17 protein-coding genes are annotated in these 14,843 nt (G+C 53.2%); 6 read left to right on the plus strand and 11 right to left on the minus strand.

Annotated elements, in window-relative coordinates; genetic code table 11:
- Window positions 1–187 precede the first annotated feature (187 nt).
- From HMPREF1207_RS08150 to HMPREF1207_RS08175, 6 genes are all read right to left on the minus strand, one after another.
- Entirely contained in the window at window positions 188–565 is a 378-nt protein-coding gene (locus HMPREF1207_RS08150; RefSeq protein ID WP_009671386.1) for a hypothetical protein, read from the minus strand.
- A 222-nt stretch (window positions 566–787) separates the two neighbouring features.
- Window positions 788–1,984, minus strand: a complete 1,197-nt coding sequence (locus HMPREF1207_RS08155; protein WP_009671383.1) for a M24 family metallopeptidase — start codon at window positions 1,982–1,984, stop codon at window positions 788–790.
- A gap of 526 nt (window positions 1,985–2,510) precedes the next feature.
- Window positions 2,511–2,888 (minus strand): hypothetical protein, encoded by a 378-nt coding sequence (locus tag HMPREF1207_RS08160; protein ID WP_009671388.1) that lies wholly within the window; start codon window positions 2,886–2,888, stop codon window positions 2,511–2,513.
- 296 nt (window positions 2,889–3,184) lie between these two features.
- On the minus strand, window positions 3,185–3,808 hold the full coding sequence (locus HMPREF1207_RS08165; RefSeq protein ID WP_009671390.1) for an MBL fold metallo-hydrolase: 624 nt from the start codon (window positions 3,806–3,808) through the stop codon (window positions 3,185–3,187).
- Between the two features lie 14 nt (window positions 3,809–3,822).
- Complete coding sequence (locus HMPREF1207_RS08170) at window positions 3,823–4,389, minus strand: thioredoxin family protein (protein WP_009671385.1); 567 nt, start codon at window positions 4,387–4,389, stop codon at window positions 3,823–3,825.
- Window positions 4,390–4,421: 32 nt separating this feature from the next.
- Window positions 4,422–5,015 (minus strand): DedA family protein, encoded by a 594-nt coding sequence (locus HMPREF1207_RS08175; RefSeq protein ID WP_016423572.1) that lies wholly within the window; start codon window positions 5,013–5,015, stop codon window positions 4,422–4,424.
- A 348-nt stretch (window positions 5,016–5,363) separates the two neighbouring features.
- On the opposite strand from HMPREF1207_RS08175, the gene HMPREF1207_RS08180 reads away from it, so the two are divergent.
- From HMPREF1207_RS08180 to HMPREF1207_RS08195, 4 genes are all read left to right on the plus strand, one after another.
- Window positions 5,364–5,819, plus strand: a complete 456-nt coding sequence (locus HMPREF1207_RS08180) for a cupredoxin domain-containing protein (protein ID WP_009673286.1) — start codon at window positions 5,364–5,366, stop codon at window positions 5,817–5,819.
- A gap of 180 nt (window positions 5,820–5,999) precedes the next feature.
- Window positions 6,000–6,314: a hypothetical protein gene (locus tag HMPREF1207_RS08185; protein WP_009673285.1), complete on the plus strand. Its 315-nt coding sequence runs from the start codon at window positions 6,000–6,002 to the stop codon at window positions 6,312–6,314.
- A 132-nt stretch (window positions 6,315–6,446) separates the two neighbouring features.
- Window positions 6,447–7,379, plus strand: coding sequence for a polysaccharide deacetylase family protein (locus HMPREF1207_RS08190; RefSeq protein WP_009673278.1), 933 nt, complete (start codon window positions 6,447–6,449; stop codon window positions 7,377–7,379).
- A gap of 90 nt (window positions 7,380–7,469) precedes the next feature.
- On the plus strand, window positions 7,470–8,237 hold the full coding sequence (locus HMPREF1207_RS08195) for a TSUP family transporter (protein ID WP_009673261.1): 768 nt from the start codon (window positions 7,470–7,472) through the stop codon (window positions 8,235–8,237).
- 81 nt (window positions 8,238–8,318) lie between these two features.
- On the opposite strand, the gene HMPREF1207_RS08200 is transcribed toward HMPREF1207_RS08195, so the two are convergent.
- Together HMPREF1207_RS08200 and HMPREF1207_RS08205 are read right to left on the minus strand one after the other, a co-directional pair.
- On the minus strand, window positions 8,319–8,978 hold the full coding sequence (locus HMPREF1207_RS08200; protein WP_009673262.1) for an NAD(P)H-binding protein: 660 nt from the start codon (window positions 8,976–8,978) through the stop codon (window positions 8,319–8,321).
- A 186-nt stretch (window positions 8,979–9,164) separates the two neighbouring features.
- The gene (locus HMPREF1207_RS08205; protein ID WP_009673274.1) at window positions 9,165–9,446 is read right to left on the minus strand and encodes an antibiotic biosynthesis monooxygenase family protein; all 282 of its coding nucleotides are present in this window, start codon (window positions 9,444–9,446) and stop codon (window positions 9,165–9,167) included.
- Window positions 9,447–9,624: 178 nt separating this feature from the next.
- Between HMPREF1207_RS08205 and HMPREF1207_RS08210 the strand changes: the two genes are divergently transcribed.
- Window positions 9,625–10,785 carry a DUF2167 domain-containing protein gene (locus HMPREF1207_RS08210; RefSeq protein WP_016423573.1) on the plus strand — a complete coding sequence of 387 codons (1,161 nt, stop codon included), beginning with the start codon at window positions 9,625–9,627 and terminating at the stop codon, window positions 10,783–10,785.
- Window positions 10,786–11,114: 329 nt separating this feature from the next.
- Window positions 11,115–12,248 carry an amidase domain-containing protein gene (locus HMPREF1207_RS08215; RefSeq protein WP_009673256.1) on the plus strand — a complete coding sequence of 378 codons (1,134 nt, stop codon included), beginning with the start codon at window positions 11,115–11,117 and terminating at the stop codon, window positions 12,246–12,248.
- 74 nt (window positions 12,249–12,322) lie between these two features.
- Here HMPREF1207_RS08215 and HMPREF1207_RS08220 read toward each other — a convergent pair whose 3' ends face one another.
- The 3 genes from HMPREF1207_RS08220 to HMPREF1207_RS08230 all read right to left on the minus strand — a co-directional run bounded on the left by HMPREF1207_RS08220 (window position 12,323) and on the right by HMPREF1207_RS08230 (window position 14,839).
- The gene (locus HMPREF1207_RS08220; RefSeq protein ID WP_009673290.1) at window positions 12,323–13,036 is read right to left on the minus strand and encodes a winged helix-turn-helix domain-containing protein; all 714 of its coding nucleotides are present in this window, start codon (window positions 13,034–13,036) and stop codon (window positions 12,323–12,325) included.
- A gap of 287 nt (window positions 13,037–13,323) precedes the next feature.
- The gene (locus tag HMPREF1207_RS08225) at window positions 13,324–14,385 is read right to left on the minus strand and encodes a copper amine oxidase N-terminal domain-containing protein (protein WP_009673281.1); all 1,062 of its coding nucleotides are present in this window, start codon (window positions 14,383–14,385) and stop codon (window positions 13,324–13,326) included.
- Window positions 14,386–14,554: 169 nt separating this feature from the next.
- The gene (locus HMPREF1207_RS08230) at window positions 14,555–14,839 is read right to left on the minus strand and encodes a hypothetical protein (RefSeq protein WP_009673272.1); all 285 of its coding nucleotides are present in this window, start codon (window positions 14,837–14,839) and stop codon (window positions 14,555–14,557) included.
- Window positions 14,840–14,843: the final 4 nt, after the last annotated feature.

Here is a 14,843-nt window from a genome sequence, read left to right on the forward strand (position 1 = left end):
TTTTTTGATCTCAATTGATTCCCGGCCGAAAACGCAGAAATAAGCGGAATTTTGCGGTTTTTCGGTAATCGCGGGAATGCAAAAGTCAGATCGCAAAAAGAGCCTCTCCCGGGTCACCTAAGACGGAAAGGCTCTATTTGCAATCTTTTGTACGGGAAACAAGCCCCGAAGCTCTTCAAACGATCATCTATATCCAAGCCCGAAGGTTCACCTGTTTGATGAAATCCTCGGCGCTTTGAACTTCTTTGCTCTTCTCTGCAACGATTTCAACCGGTTCGCCGTTCATCACTCGGTTAAACAGTTCTTCGTTGCGCGTCGCCAGCGCGAAATCGATCAAGGCTTCCTTCTCCAAACGGTCGACTTCCTGACGAAGCAGGACTTCTTCCAGTTCGATATCTGAGGCGGGCACGAAAAAATGTTTGTTCAGCTTCGGCACTCGGATGACGTAGTCGAACAAGTTGTCGTTGTTGCGGTCATAAGCGATGATGTAGGCGTAATCGCCGATCGGCAGATTCTGTTCGAGCCGGTCCTCCACAATGATCACGCGCGCTCCCAAAGACAGCATCCGGATTCCCCCTTTCCCATGCAGAGCGGGCTGAGATGCCCTGTTCCGATTCTCCTAAAGCGATGCGGAAAGCATAAACTCTACTTTCGAATCTAGCATGGATTAGTAACATCGTACTAAAAAAAGAGTACGCTGTCCATAAACGTCTCCCTGTTTTCCGGACGGTTTGGGGGAGTTTTTATTGACCTCCGGTTGAACCGCCGCTGCGGGCGCGAGCTATTGTCAGAGAACCAGAACGCCCTCCCGGGATACGGTAAGCTTCTCGAATCCGGTTTCCGTAATGGCATATGTATTCTCGATCCCGACAACACCCTGTCCGGGGAATGTGAATTTCGGCTCCACGGCGATGACCATGCCGGGCTCAAGCTTGTATTTAAACCCTTTGGCCAACACCGGAAACTCGTCGATTTCCAGACCAATTCCGTGTCCGAGAAACTTAACCTGATCCATGCCGTACCCCATAAAATGGCCGCCGAGTCCTTCGGCAGACGCCGTGTCCAGCGATTGCAGGTAGAGATGCTCCGCAACGGTCCCCGGCTTCATCATCGCTTCGGCTTCCTTCAAAATTTTCTCCGAAATTTCGTAAGCGTGCCGCAGCTCTTCCGGCAAAGCGCCGATCACCGCGGTACGCGTCTGGTCGATCACATAGCCTTCGATGTTGCAGCCGATATCGATAAGAATAGGCTCGTTACGGCCGATGGGCCGGCTGCCCGCACTTTGAGGACTTGCCGGGCTGAGCCCCCTGCCGCCTGCAGGGCCGTCAAAATAAGTCGGCTCGGCAGCAGCCGCCCCTGCCGCCACGCAGCCCGTAATGAGCTCGGAGTTATACGCGCGCATGCGCATGAGCCCGAGATGGCCCTGGAGGCGGTTCTCCCGCTCGATGAGGCTCATCAGCTCGAACTCGGGCATCCCTTCGCGGATACCGGCGAGCGCCTTCTCCAGCGTCCGGTCGATAACGCCCGCGGCCTTGCGGATGAGCGCGATTTCATCGGCGGACTTGATCATCCGCAGCTCTTTGACGAGCAGCGAGCCGTCTTTCCACTTCACGCCGGTAAAAGCCCCCTCCAGCCGCTGGAACTGCTGAACGGGGAGCACGTCGAACTCCGTGGCGATGACGGGCTCTTTGCCCGAAGCGAACACGCCGGGATAGCGCTGCGCGAGCCGGTCTTTGAGCGTACGGAGGGAGCCGAGTTCCTCCACCTCCGCGAGCGACTCCTGCTGCGCTCTCGTGATGCTGCGGCGCACAACGAACAGCGGATTGCCCTCGGCGGGAACGAACAAATACCCGTTTTGCATGGAGCCGTTAAAATAGTACAAGTCCACATGATGGTTTACCAGGAAGCCGTCGATACCGCCGGCCTGCATCGCCTTCTGCAGCCGCTGCTGCCTTTCCGCGTACGGATGATCCGTTTTGTTCATTAATATCCATCCCTTCTTACGGTTCTTATACCGTCATCATACCCCGCTCCGGCGAGGAGGCGCAAACAGATTTCGAGCGGCCAAACGAATGACGCGAGGCTGGTCCGGGGCTGCAGAAATGAATTCATGCAGCCTTTAAACCGAACCGATGAAGCGCATTATGCAGCGAGGAAATGAAGCGAATGGCGAGGTTAAAACGGGGAACTGCCCGAAACACCGCTTCGAGCGAGCTTTTTGAACCATGAGGTTTATGAAATTCACAAAACGAAACTAAAAAACGCAAACTCGCGGCTTCTGCCGAAAGTTTGCGTTCTTCGCAAACAAATCTATTCGTTTCGTGTCTTCTTTTTCCAAAATATCACATTTATACCGTACAGGCAAGCTTTTTATCGCAAGTTAGTCCGATATTCCATAGCCGGCGCTTCGGCCGGTGATATTCCGCCCAAAAAAAAGAACCCGGATGCTATCGCATTCGGATTCTGAGGGATCGTTCTTAATCAGGCGTTCCTTGCAGAAAACCTCCGAACTAACACTTTTTAACGAAACCGAAACCGCTCGAAATAATAACGAGAAGAATGAAAAGGACGAGGATATTGGCGGAATTGTCGGACCAGCATTTCTTCGCGATCGGTTTGATCGGATGACAGACGGGATGATGATGCGGATGATGTGGATGATGCGGATGATGCGGCTTATAGTTCGCTACATACACCTGATTTACGATAGGTATAGACGGCATTTGAATGACCGGCGACGGCAAGGGACCGGGATAAGGCAGCGGAGTCGGTTGTACGGGCATCGGTGCCGGCATCGGCATGGGCTGAGGTATTACAGCTTGCGGCATGGGACCCGTCTGTTTGGGCGTGTAGACGGGACCGGTGTACGTTTTTTTAACATGTTCCATGGGTTATTCCCTCCTGTATGTTACCGTTCCGTATTTTAAATTACCTTGTGCGGAATTCGGAAAGTAGGCTTACAGCCTTACACCAACAGTCTATGGGTCCTTTCCCATGCGGAACACGGTATATACCCAGCCCCTTGAAATTAGGCGTTTTTCATGCGAAAAAGCCTCCGGATGCCTTGTACCGGCGAATGCCCGTCCGCTGCAGCGGATGTCCCGAAGGACGCGCTATCAGCAAAAAAGGAATTCGCCCGGCTTGCATTCCGGAGGCTTTTTGGGGCGGTAAAGGTTTACTGCCCTTAAATATAAGGATTGTTCTGTTTTTCGTAGCCGATCGTCGTCTTGGGGCCGTGGCCCGGGTAAACCGTCACGTCGTCGCCAAGCTCAAAAAGCTTGCCGTGAATGGAATCGAGCAGCGTGTTCCAATCGCCGCCGGGAAGGTCCGTACGGCCCACGGACAGACGGAACAGCACATCTCCGCCGATCAGGTGGTTGTCGAACAGAAGGCTGACGCTGCCCGGCGAGTGGCCCGGGGTGTGAAGCACTTTGATCTTGGTGCCGAAAAATTCGAGCACCTGTCCTTCGTCAAGCGCGTACTCCGCCGGCTCGACCACAATCGGGTCCGTAACGTCCGGCCAGCGCGCGGAGCCGTTCAGCTTAGGGCTACCCAGCCAGTCGCTCTCGGCATCGTGAAGATAGACCGGGCACTTCTTCAGCTCCCGGAGCTCCTGCACGCCTCCGATATGATCGAGATGAGCATGCGTGAGCAGAATGGCTTCGATCTCCATGTCCTTAATGCGCTTGAGCAGCGGTCCCGGCTTCATGCCGGGGTCGATGACAACGCCCTTCTGCCCGCTTTCGTCGGTCAGCAGGTAAGCGTTCGTCTCCATGGGGCCGAGCTTAAAAGTTTCGATGCGGATCATGCGTACCCCTCCTGTCAGAACGTGGAAAGCAGCTCGCGGAGCTCGCTTACGATGACGGACTGGTAGCCGACACCTTCGCCGTACTGGCGGAGCATTTCCGCGCGTACCGCCTGTATTTTATCGTTGTAATCGGGCGCTTCGCGGTCCGGATTTCCTTCTTTGAAGGCTTTCATGACAGCCTGTACCCGTTCAGGACGGGGACCCCATTTGCCAAGCACGTGGCCGCCCGTATCCGTGATAATAACGACCGGAATGGAGCGTCCGCCGAAAGTCAGGAACTGGTCCATAACATCGGTATGTTCTTCCATAATGAGGACTTCTACCGGTATTCCGCTGTTTTCCAGCGCCTTGAATACGACCGGGATGTTACGCACGACGTCGCCGCACCACTCGGCCGCGATGATGACGCAGCGCAGGTCGTCACGGTTGTTCAGGGATTCGAAAAATTCCCGGTCGTCCTCTGTCTCCCACTGAAACTTCCCGTACCAGTCAAGAAACGCTTCCTGGTTGCGCTGCATGCTGTCGATGAACTGCTGCGGCGTTAAGCCTTTGCCGATGACGGCGGATAAGTTGGTGCTCATAAAATCCATCCCTTCTTTGGCGGCAAACTGCGTTATTTACGCTTTGCCCGCATTTTTTTGGCTACCAGATAAATGATCATAAGACCGATAGCTGCGATTAGAATCGGAACTGTGTATTTGCCTGCAATGTCGTCGATGCTCTCCCAATTGTCTTTCAGGGTCATCCCGAGATAGACGAACAGCATGGACCACGGAATAACCGCCAACGTCGTATAGAACGTAAACAGTCCCAGAGGCATTTTGGCAAGCCCCGCCGGTACCGAGATCGCATGCCGGACGACCGGTATGAAACGGGCCGTAAAAATAACGCCTGTTCCGTATTTGTTGAACCAGGTCTCCGCAACGTCGATGTGATGCTTATTGATGAATATGTATTTGCCGTACCTTTCCAAAATAGGACGTCCGCCGTAACGGCCGACCCAGTAGACGAAAATCTGGGCGATGACGCCACCCACGGTGCCGAAAAAGACGGCGCCTGCAAAACCGATCTCGCCTTTGGCTACCAGATAGCCCGCATACGAAAGTACGATTTCACTCGGAATAACCTCGATCATCAGTCCGAGCATGACCCCCCAGTACCCGAGGCCTTCAAAAAATACCAAAAGCGAATGAATAAACTCTCCCATCTCCAACCTACTTTCCCCAGCATGATTGTCGATTCGCGGGTCTTCCCGCGCTTTCTTCTAATAGAATCTCCCCTATTCTACCATAGAGAAAGGCCGTCAACCACTTAACAATGCGGCCGGGCCGTGTAAAGGAGACGATGAAGCCCTTTCGCGGGGAGCCGATAAAGAAATGTCTCCTATCCGCTCGGACCGGCAAAGAACCCTGCTCATCCGGAAGGAAGCGTAAAAGCCGAACCAAACGGATGAAACTGACGGACCCCGCGGACAACTTTTACTTGTCCGGTTATTTTCATCATGAGCTGACAAGCCCGTGCATATAGTGTACAAACTGGTCTGGGGGGAAGGTTCATGTTCAAATCTTTTGTACTCAAAAAATATCACTTCGTCATGTTTCTCGGGTTTCTTTGCGTAGCGTTCGCGGCAGTCCTGTTTTTCCGGAATCCGCAAATCTTGTCTACGGCGGCGGAGCCGGCCACGGCTTCGGAACGGACGATCCAGCTCGTTACCGGAGAATTTTCCACGAAGCTGGATAACGGCAAAGAAATCGAAGCTTACCGCTGGGACCCCGGCACGATTGTCGTGCGCAAAGGCGAGAATATCCGGCTCAGCATTTACGGAGTCAACGGAGCGAGCCATCCTTTTATTATCGAAGGTCTGAACATCAAAGGCGAAGTAAAAAAAGGCAAAGAAACGGTCGTCAACTTCAAAGCGGAAAAAACGGGAACCTACCGGCTCATCTGCATGACTCACACGGATATCGCCCACAGCGGCCCGATGATCGCCTATATCAATGTCATCGACTGACAGGAAGCCTCAGGCTTCCTTTTTTATTGTTTCTTGCATCGTTTCCCGGCCCCGTCACCTCCAATATTTTTCCGTTTATTCCGTCTTCCCTTCGCTCTTCCGGCTTCTTTCCCCTTCCTTTCCTCCTCACTTCCGGCAGGTCAGCCGCATACACTGAAACAGAGTAAGGAGGCGATCCGGTTGAAGAATAAAACCAACGAGAAGCACAAGCCGCAAATTCCGAGCGCCAGGGGAATACGCCGTTCGTGCAGCCGCGAGCTTTACCGAACCGTCAAACGGCTGAAAATGTATATCTCCCCGGAAAAAATCGAGGAAGCGGAGAAGATATATACCCGGAAAGTAGCCCAGCACATCGCGTTCATCGTGGAGCATTCGGATAACCGCAAAGTCCAGGCGGACTGGTGGGAGGAACATGTCGCTCCCGAGATAGCCGTCCTGTGGGACGTGAACGCCGATACGCTGTCCAAAGCGTTCCGCAGCGCTTACGGGGGATAAGAATGAACGCCGGACCGCGCTTGCGGAACCGGCTTTTTTTGCTGAACAGCCTCCGGGAGGCCGGATGAAATGGAGATGTAAGGGCAGGCTAACCCTTATCCGATATGCAAACCGACAGGAGGATCAGTCAGCATGATCAAGATTTCCGGGTCTGTCAAGGCCCTCCCCTTACGGCGGACGGCTGCGGCCTGCGCCATTTGCGTCTTCTTCACCCTGGCCCCCGCTCCCGCGCTCGCATCCGGCGGGTCTCACGTCTCAAGCGGGTTAACCGTTTCCGCCCCCCGAGCGGAAGCCGTGAACGGGCTGCCGCACCGTTCAACCGCTTCAGCGGCTTCGATACCGGCGGAGAAAGATCCGCACGCCACTGCCGCCAAACCCCGGGATCGAGATTATTACGAACAGCGCGGAGAAATCGTCTGGGAGGTCCCGTCCGCAGGCAAAGTGATTGCACTGACGTTCGACGACGGGCCGGACCCGGTACAGACGGTGCAAATTTTGGACGAGCTGAAAAAGTACGGGGCGAAAGCCACGTTTTTCGTAGTCGGAAAAAGAGCCGAGAGGTTTCCCGAACTGATCAAACGAGAGACGGCCGAGGGGCATGAGATCGGCAATCATACGTACAGCCACCCTTTTCTGACCAACAACCGGTCCACGGAAAGCATCCGCAGCGAGATCGCGGCGACGCAGAAGGTGATCAAATCCATCAACGGAACGGCACCCGTCCTGTTCCGCCCGCCGGGCGGCTATTACCATGAAAGGCTCGTTCATGTCTCTCTGGCGGAAGGGTGTCTGCCTATTCTATGGTCCTGGCACCAGGACACGGAAGACTGGAAAGCTCCCGGTGTGAACCGGGTCGTGAACAAGGTGCTGAATAATGCCCGCGAGGGTGATATTGTCCTGTTCCACGATCATGTCCTGGGCTCTATGAATACGGTCGATGCGATACGTAAAATTCTGCCGGAGCTGTCTAAGCGGGGTTATCATTTCGTCACGGTATCGGAGCTTCTGAAACTGCGCGGATCAACCAGCGGAGTAAGCAAACCTTCCGGTTCCAAAACGAAATAAGCGGTCTCGCAATTTCATCTGTCCTCCTTCCTTCTTCCGATGTACAATTGGGAAAAGGAATCACGGGTTGGAGGACGGTGGCTTTACGCAATGGAAGCTTTAAGCTGGGAAATGCTGCTTTTTCTGATTGTGACCGGGTTTTTGGCCGCTTTCGTGGATTCGGTTGTCGGCGGGGGCGGTCTTATTACTGTTCCGGCCCTGCTGTTTACGGGCCTTCCGCCGGCGCTCGTTCTCGGAACCAACAAGCTGGCGGGAACGATGTGCTCGCTGACTAGCATGACTTCGTTCCTGCTTTCCGGAAAAATCCATTTTCGGCTGGCCGCGGCGCTTTTTCCGCTGTCCCTGGTCGGTTCGATGCTCGGCGCGCTGCTGGTACACCGGATACCGTCCGAGTTTCTTAAACCGTTGGTCGTGGTGCTGCTCATTGCCGTGACGGTCTACACTTTGCTCAAAAAAAATTGGGGAGCGGCGTCCACCTTCAGCGGCCTTACGTCCCGGAGCAGGTTCTGGCTGGCGGCCGGAGCTTTCGTTATCGGCTTTTACGACGGCTTCTTCGGCCCCGGAACGGGCTCGTTCCTTATTTTCCTGTTTCTGCTGCTCGGTTTTGATTTCGTGGGAGCATCCGCCAATTCGAAAGTGCTTAACTTCGCCAGCAATATCGGTGCGCTGGTCACCTTCTTCCTGGTGGATTCCGTAAGTCTCGCATACGGGATTCCGATGGGGATCGCCATGATCGGAGGCGCGCTTGTGGGAACCCGTTTTGCCATCCGCAAAGGAGCTTCCTTCGTCAAGCCGCTTTTTCTGATCATGACCACGGTGCTGATCGGCAAACAGTTATGGACGCTGATCATGTCCTGACGACGGCCTTACGTGCAGCATGCAAGCAAACAAACAAACAGAGCCTGACAGTTCAATCGTGAACTGTCAGGCTCTTTCGCGTTAAATCTGATGCGATTCGTAGATGCGGATACTTTCCGGTTTCTGCTTGGCGGCCTCCGCCATTCCCGCAGCGACCCGCTGAGCCGGTATCGGCCTATATTTACGAAGACCCCCCGCCATCAGGAAAGAGAAAGCTTTCGCGGCTACGGCTCCCGCTTTCTCGCCGAAACGGAATTCCTCTCTGTCTCCCAGCAGGAGGGAAGGTCTGAATATTCGCAATGTACGAAGTCCCAATTTGGATAAACCGTGTTCCAGATCTCCTTTGACCCGGCTGTAAAAAAATTTCGAATCCCGCTTCGCTCCCATGGCGGAAACGACAAGAAATTGGCGGGCCCCGTACTTCTTCGCCAGGTTGCCCAGAATCATCGGGTATTCATAATCGACCTCGCGGAACTGTTCCTGTGTCCCGGCTTTCTTAATCGTGGTGCCCAGCGCGCAAAACACATCCGCCTGCTTCAATTCTCCGCGTAAATCTTGCTCCAACTGCTCCGGGTTCCAATCCGTCACGATTTGATGAAACTTGCTTTCACTGTCCCGTCCCTCGATTCGCGTGCGGACCAAGACGATAATTTTCTCGTAACCGGGATCGGCGATAAGGACAGAGATCAACTCTCTGCCTACCAGTCCCGACGCGCCGGCTATTATGGCAGTTTTTTTCATTAAGCAGCACTCCTGATTTAAAAACGTAAAAACGGGTTAGCACACGTAGATTTTACCAATCGGCGATTTCTCATCCCTTTAAACGCGGAATTAAGCAAACGGCGCCTCTACAAATATAAACAGCCCCGAAGCGGGGCCGTTATCCTATAAACGAATGAATGTACGTTAAAGTTTCGGAAGCTTTCCCTAGATGAGCGTCTCGCCTTCGAAATACGAAAGACGCGCTTTCGGTTTCATCTCCTGGCCTCCATGGCCGCCGTGTGAACGTTTGAAAACCTCGCTTTGGGTATACGCCTCGAACGCTTCTTTATTTTCCCACTTCGTGATCACTTTAATCGCCTGTTCGTCGGTCCAGACTTCCAATCCGAGAAAGCCTTGGAGTTCTTTCATGTTAGGCGCCTGCTTGCGGAACATTTCGACCATTTGCGGAGGATTGGGAACTTCAATGGTATTTACGGCAATGTACATCTTGGACATCCTCATTTCTTAATTAGAGTACGAAACCTTATGTATAGTGTAGACCATTGAGAGCGGAGAAACAAATAAACAGAGATTATAACCATTATTTGTCTTGTAAAATAATTAATACGATATATAATAAGCGATATTTAATAAATAACTATTTAAAAACAAAGGAGAGAAAATTTTGAAGCTTCCGAAGTTAATTACCTTACTAACCGGCGCAGCCCTCTGTGTCTCTTTGTGGACGGCTCCGGCCTCGGCTGAAGAAACCTTGAACTGGGTGGAAGGTCCGAAAAAAGTGGGACTCGGTCAAATCGCCGAGCTGGATCTGGACAAAAATTTTGTGTTTCTGAATGATACCGATACCAAAAAGTTTGAGCAGCAAAACGATTCCCACGTGAATAACCGTGAAATCGGTTCCGTTTTCCCGAAGGATGAAAATCAAAACTGGGCGGTTATTTTCGAATACGAGGACACCGGTCACGTCAAAGATGACGAGAAAGACAAAATCGATGCGAACGAGCTCCTTGAAAGTTACAAGACCGGAACGGAAGAATCGAATAAAAAAAGAGATGTATCCAACCGCCTGTTCGTCGACGGCTGGGATGTGAAGCCCTTTTACGACAACGACATACATAGCCTTTCCTGGTCCCTGCTGGGACACGATTCCAATAACGAAAAATTCGTCAACTATAACGTCAACGTACTTACCCGGAAGGGCGTGATTTCCGTCGTTCTCGTGACCGACCCGAAAAATCTCGCTGCGGACCGTAAGGTGCTGACCTCCTCCATCCTGCCGAAGCTGCAGGTGAAGGCCGGAGAACGTTACGAAGAGTACAACTCCAAAACGGACAAGCTGGCCGAGTACGGTCTGTCGGGCCTGATCCTCGGGGGCGCGGGTCTTGCGGTCGCCAAAAAGGTCGGACTGATCGGACTGCTGCTCGTCTTCCTGAAAAAGTTCGGCGTCATTCTTGTCGCCGGCCTCGCTGCCTTGTGGCGGTTCCTCCGCGGCAAGAAAAAGAAAGCGGCAGCCGCAGAGCAGGCCGCGGAGGCGCGTGCCGCCGAAGCGAGAGCGGCCGAGCTGACGGCAGCCGGAAGCGACGGCCCCGCGGCCGATGCGACGGCGCAGGACGCGGCCACCGCTCCCGGGCCTTCGGCGGACCCGGGTGCCCCCGCAGACGCCCGGACTCACGGCGGCTCCGGGGCTGACCCGGCGCTGGAGCCCGAGCATTCCCGCTCCGAGGCGGCTCCCGCTTCCGAGTCCGGAACCGGCCGCACCCCTCTTACGGATGAGGATTCCCTCCGTAAGCCCGACCGGCCGGAAGATCCGGACAAGAGCAAGTAGCCTGCGGCTGTGTTCACCGCGCGGCGCAGATTCATCCAAAGGCAGTTCCCGTTCGAGGGCGGGAGCTGCCTTTTTTTCTATCCGGAAACCGGAGCCATGTACGCGGTATGCCCCCGGTTTGTCCCCGTAATGCCGGTCCGGTATCCCCGTTCTGGCTATATCCCGGATACTCCGCCCGGTATATCTTTTAGAGTGTAAAGGATTTACCGAGGTTTCCGAAGCGGAGGTGAACGTACAGAACATACAAAACGCACAAAACCGAAAGCGCTTTATTTTTCTGACGGAACATGCCGCCATTAAATCCACTAATTTTAGGAGGGAATTTATTTATGAAGCTTAAAAAAATGGTCACTTCTCTGCTGTTGATTTCCGCTTTTACGACGACTTCGGCATTTGCCCAGACGTCCCCCGGAGGCGTCAAAGACGACCTTTATCAGAAGGCCGTTCAAAAGGAAGTCGAAAATTTTGTCAAGAAAGCTTATAACCCCTACTACACAATTAACTCCATCCAATTATCCACTTCGGATTACTCGGTTAAAGACAACCGGTTGACGGCCCGCGTGAACATTTCCTTGAATAAAACGCTCAAAGCGAAATCGGTCGATGAGCTGCCCTACGTGAAAGGATTGAAAAGCAAGCTTAACGTCTTGAAGCTGCGCAAAGACGCAAGCTCCACGGATGCGGAGCAGGTCGTCAACGACCGGATGAAAGATCTGCAGGAATATATCGGGACTTCCACGGACCAGAACGATTCGTTCCGGATTACGGCTCCTATCGTGAACGGCAGCCCGGACCTCAAGAACGCCAATCTGGAATTTCTTAACGGACTGGTCGACTGGATTCCCGCGGATTATTTTATTCCTTCCAATGAGTCCAGCATGATCGAAAACGGCGAAGAGTTTGTTACGGAAGCCGTAACGACCAACAAAAACTTCCTCGTCAAGAGCCCGGCAGAAGCTTCGCTGGTCCAGCCGCTTGCCGCCGTCACCTACGACAGGATTGCCGCGAGGGATTATGCCAACAAATGGACCTCGAACACAACGAACGCGTCCGGCTACGACACGAGCAAATGGAACCCGAACTATGCCAAACATACCGAAAACGGCGGTGTCGACTGCGCCAACTACGTTTCTCAATCGATCTATGCCGGCGGCATCCCGACGGACAGCACATGGAAACCGGAAAGCCTCGCCTGGGTGAACACGGGCCGTAACATCTCCAACGGTTTGAAGCAGTATATGGTGGATACGAAAGGCTATTTCTACAAGACCACCAAAGCGACGACTCCCGCAGGCGGCTTCATCAGCGCCTTAAACTACTCGCACGTTATGTTCGTGGTAGCCAACGATACGGTCACGATGCAGTTCAGCGCTCACACCAATGACAGACTTAAAGCATCCTTTGCCAACTTCTCGGCTTCGGATTATGAGTTCTACTATATTAAATCCGCGTATTTAAAATAATAGCCGTATCCGAGGCGAACAGCCGGCGTCGGCCGACACCACCCCCTATCCCGTACACAAGCGGGACAGGGGGTTTATTTTAGGAGCCGGGTAACGGCGTACTCCGCTGTCTCTCGCTCTTTGACATACATAAATCCGCCCAGCTGCCGGGAGGAAATCAACTCACGGGCGGGCCCCAGCTTGTTCTTCATTCGGGCGATCACCTTGCAGATTCCGTCCGGCTGGATGTACCCGCCCCAGAGCTTTTCCGCAATGGTGTGCTTGGTCACGACAATCCCTTCGTTCTCCACAAAGAACGAAAGCAGCGCCGCCTCTTTCTCCGAAAGCTCGGTCCTTGTACTGCCGTATTTGATACAGAACTGTTTCGGATGAAAGTAGGTCCCTTCCCCTATGTAGACCAGCTCGGAACCGGCCGCCGCTTCGTACAGTCCCGGGCAGACCAGGACAGAGATCAGCTTATCCGGCGTTTCGGCGGCCTTGCTTTTAAGACGGGCAACGGGGTCCATCAATATTTCTCTCACGCCGATTTCTTTGGCATAGACCGTTTCCAGCGGGGTCATAGGTTCACGGATCATCAAGTAGGTCGTTGTTCCCTGTTTGACGGAACGTTTAAGCCGGAACCAGTCTTTCTCATCCGGGCTGCCCACAGCCAATATCGCCTGCCCGCTGCCCGGTCCCGGGAGGCCGCCGAGTTCAGATCTCGCGTGAACGGAACAAACCGTTTCGTTAAAAAAATAAGAAAGCACGTGGGCCATATCCGGGTCATCTGTATAGATCGCGATTGTCATCAGCGGAGCCTCCCCCTTGCGTAGTTTATGAAACAAGCTAAGTTTTAAACGGCGTTAGCGGTTAACCCAGTAAACTTGGAAGGATAGTCTTATCCTATAGATACCAGAATCAGGAAATATTTTCAATTATTTTTAAAAAATAATTCCTTTTCATAAATAAAAAAAGAAAGATTATACCTGAATATAAAAAAGGCAGCCCCCGTTTTGGAACGGGAACTGCCTTTCTTAATGCCGATGGGCCGACCGTTTCAACGGCCCTTGCGCAGCCGGAGTCCGCCAAACTTCTCTTACTCCGCTTGGGCTGCAGCAGCTTCCGGCTCGACGTCAACGACGATCTTCACCGCTCCGCCGATAGGAGGCAGGCTTTTCGTCATGGCGCCGTTGTAGAAGCCGATGACTTTCGCGCCTTTAACGAGCGCTTTTTTGTCGGCTTTGACGCCTTCTTTATCGATGACTTCCGTCGCATCGGAAAGACGCAGCACTATTTCGCTCTGGGACTGCTCGGTGAGCCCTTGACCTTTGATGGTCAAGCTTTGGCTGCCGTCATCGCCCGTGCGCACTTCTTCCACGGTACCGGAGGTTCCGAGCAGCTTCTCGGCATCCGCCGAGTAACCGGACACGGTGATCTTGTATGTAGGCGTTTGAGGCGGCAGACTCATTGTCATAACCATGGAGTGCTCCGCTTCGACGATTTGACCGAGCGCAAGCTGATCGAACGTAAGCTTGTCTCCCTTGTCAGTGGCAAATACAGTGTCGTCGCCCACGTTGAGAACGAGTCCGGCCGTACCGAAGCCCTGAATTTGAACGGCTTTATAGCCGTCCGCATTGCGGATGGACGTTACAACGCCTTTTGTCATCACGTTCTCCTTCTTTTCGTCAAAAGAAATGGAAACGGACTTGCCCTGCGCCGTTACCGTTCCATGAAGAATTTCGCTGGCAAACGAAACCGGCACGTACAGCTTGCTGTCTACCAGCTCTGGAGCGGTGCCGAGCGGCTTGTACATTTTGTTCAGCACATAACGGTCTTCACCGGTTTTTACGAGCGTCCAGATGCGGTCTTTGGACAGTTCGACGGAGTAATCCTCCTGGTTCCATTTCAGTTCCATGCCGATCGCTTCGGCCACGGCGCGAAGAGGAATCATCGCTTCCTTGGCTCCCGCTTTCACATATCCTTCGGCATCCAGAACCTGATTGTTAACGGTCACTTGTACGGACTGCGACACTTCCGCGCTGATCGGGACAAGGTTGTCCGTTTTCGTTACGACAGCCGGCGAAGCGTATGCTGCCCCCGTGGTCATAGCCATGGATACGGCCAGAACGGCCAGTCCTTTTTTCATTCCATTGTTCATGCTGTTCTTTCCCTTCTGTATGTGATGAAAGTGACTTACTTCTTTTCAGACGTAAATCATGCATAATTGTTGCATAAACATACAAATTTATAAGGAATGAACTGGGTATTTATGGCGAAAAAAATAAAAAAAGTGTATATACCTTGTCGGCATACACACTTTATAGGGTTTAATTTCCATGCGCCATAACGGTCGGATCGTCCAGCTCGATCTTGCGGATCTGGTTGCTGATAAACTCCTTCATGGGGTCGAGCACCTGCATCGGGTTCGGCACTTCCCTCATGTCCTCCCACTCGCATTCCACACCTTTGCCTCCCGCAAAGCCTGCAAACATCTGGCAGCCGCTGCAGAAATCGTTCTTCTGCCGGTCATCCAGCTCCACGACTTTATTTCTCAGGCAGCAGTACACCTCATTATGGTCGTTCCGGTAGTTTATATGATGAATCGGTGTCATCGTC

Source organism: Paenibacillus sp. HGH0039 (genome assembly GCF_000411255.1).
Lineage (GTDB): Bacteria > Bacillota > Bacilli > Paenibacillales > NBRC-103111 > Paenibacillus_F.

Bases quoted from the DNA above. Each gene is read 5' to 3' on its own strand.
- HMPREF1207_RS08170 (WP_009671385.1), bottom strand. From the start codon at position 4,389: ATGAGCACCAACTTATCCGCCGTCATCGGCAAAGGCTTAACGCCGCAG.
- HMPREF1207_RS08215 (WP_009673256.1), top strand. From the start codon at position 11,115: ATGAAGCTTAAAAAAATGGTCACTTCTCTGCTGTTGATTTCCGCTTTT.
- HMPREF1207_RS08225 (WP_009673281.1), bottom strand. From the start codon at position 14,385: ATGAACAATGGAATGAAAAAAGGACTGGCCGTTCTGGCCGTATCCATG.
- HMPREF1207_RS08150 (WP_009671386.1), bottom strand. From the start codon at position 565: ATGCTGTCTTTGGGAGCGCGCGTGATCATTGTGGAGGACCGGCTCGAA.
- HMPREF1207_RS08200 (WP_009673262.1), bottom strand. From the start codon at position 8,978: ATGAAAAAAACTGCCATAATAGCCGGCGCGTCGGGACTGGTAGGCAGA.
- HMPREF1207_RS08195 (WP_009673261.1), top strand. From the start codon at position 7,470: ATGGAAGCTTTAAGCTGGGAAATGCTGCTTTTTCTGATTGTGACCGGG.
- HMPREF1207_RS08220 (WP_009673290.1), bottom strand. From the start codon at position 13,036: ATGACAATCGCGATCTATACAGATGACCCGGATATGGCCCACGTGCTT.
- HMPREF1207_RS08205 (WP_009673274.1), bottom strand. From the start codon at position 9,446: ATGTACATTGCCGTAAATACCATTGAAGTTCCCAATCCTCCGCAAATG.
- HMPREF1207_RS08155 (WP_009671383.1), bottom strand. From the start codon at position 1,984: ATGAACAAAACGGATCATCCGTACGCGGAAAGGCAGCAGCGGCTGCAG.
- HMPREF1207_RS08165 (WP_009671390.1), bottom strand. From the start codon at position 3,808: ATGATCCGCATCGAAACTTTTAAGCTCGGCCCCATGGAGACGAACGCT.
- HMPREF1207_RS08160 (WP_009671388.1), bottom strand. From the start codon at position 2,888: ATGGAACATGTTAAAAAAACGTACACCGGTCCCGTCTACACGCCCAAA.
- HMPREF1207_RS08230 (WP_009673272.1), bottom strand. From the start codon at position 14,839: ATGACACCGATTCATCATATAAACTACCGGAACGACCATAATGAGGTG.
- HMPREF1207_RS08180 (WP_009673286.1), top strand. From the start codon at position 5,364: ATGTTCAAATCTTTTGTACTCAAAAAATATCACTTCGTCATGTTTCTC.
- HMPREF1207_RS08190 (WP_009673278.1), top strand. From the start codon at position 6,447: ATGATCAAGATTTCCGGGTCTGTCAAGGCCCTCCCCTTACGGCGGACG.
- HMPREF1207_RS08175 (WP_016423572.1), bottom strand. From the start codon at position 5,015: ATGGGAGAGTTTATTCATTCGCTTTTGGTATTTTTTGAAGGCCTCGGG.